We start from the raw sequence: 315 nt of genomic DNA, 5'->3' as shown, positions 1-315 counted from the left end.
TACTGGGCGGTGTAGCAGGAAGTGTCGTTGGAAATACCATTGGTAGCGTAATAGATAGAATAAATGGTAGTATAAATTACGGTAGTAGTGCAAAACAACCAGATGCAGCTGCCGAGCAAGTGAAAAGAATGCTCGTCCGTGACCCAGCAGGTGCCTATAACCCAGAAGTTGTTTTAATGCAAGAGCGATTAAATGCATTAGGATACAGGGATCAATATGGAAGGCGACTTGTTGAAGATGGAAGGTTCGGTAAAAGTACTGAAGCTGCAGTGAACCTTTTCAAAGATGAGAATGCATTGTGGAACTATGGCGAAT

Annotated in this window: 1 protein-coding gene; it reads left to right on the top strand. The window is 42.9% G+C overall.

Features of this window, described 5'->3' with window-relative positions:
- The coding region (locus RCF13_RS23390) for a peptidoglycan-binding domain-containing protein (protein ID WP_308141574.1) at window positions 1-315 on the top strand (315 nt) is incomplete at both ends.

This window comes from Stenotrophomonas maltophilia group sp. RNC7, assembly GCF_030910085.1.
Taxonomy (GTDB): domain Bacteria; phylum Pseudomonadota; class Gammaproteobacteria; order Xanthomonadales; family Xanthomonadaceae; genus Stenotrophomonas; species Stenotrophomonas sepilia.
This window is presented reverse-complemented; position numbering and strand designations above follow the sequence as displayed.